The sequence below is a fragment of the Haemophilus sp. Marseille-P9675 genome (assembly GCF_916862695.1).
GTDB classification, from domain to species: Bacteria; Pseudomonadota; Gammaproteobacteria; order Enterobacterales; family Pasteurellaceae; genus Haemophilus; species Haemophilus haemolyticus_K.
Map to the genome: position 1 here is coordinate 1 of NZ_CAKASP010000017.1, position 540 is coordinate 540.

General features: G+C 39.3%; 1 pseudogene. It reads left to right on the plus strand.

The annotated features are described in order from the left end of the window. Positions 1-540 (plus strand): annotated as a pseudogene (locus tag LIX50_RS09485) (hypothetical protein); the annotation flags it as partial.

Here is a 540-nt window from a genome sequence, read left to right on the forward strand (position 1 = left end):
TAACAGGCATTAACAGCATCACTGGTTTAGCTAGTACATTGCCAGTAACAAAAAATGATGCAGCTGCACCAACAACCAATCAAGCAGCACCAACCAAAGTGGATGGAACAAAAGCTGCGTCTGTAAATGATATTTTAAATGCCGGTTGGAATTTAAAAGAGAATGATACAGACAAAGATTTTGTTAAAGCTTATGACACAGTGAAATTTGTTAATGGTACTGGTACCACTGCGAATGTAACAGTCACTGACAATGGAGCCGTAAGTGCGGTTAAATTTGATGTGAAAAAAACAACGATTGCCGAGGATATAGCTAAACCGGGTACGATGAAAGCGGGTGATGCAGGAGATAGCTTTGCGACAGCGAACGATGTTGCAAATGCGATTAATAGTGCATTCTGGACTGTAACTTCCGAGAATGATGGCGGAGTGTTAGAGGGTAATAAGACAGAAGAAAAAGTTAAAGCTGGCGATAAAGTCACATTTAAAGCAGGTGAAAACATCAAGTTAAAACAAGATGGTAAAAGCTTTACTTATTCTT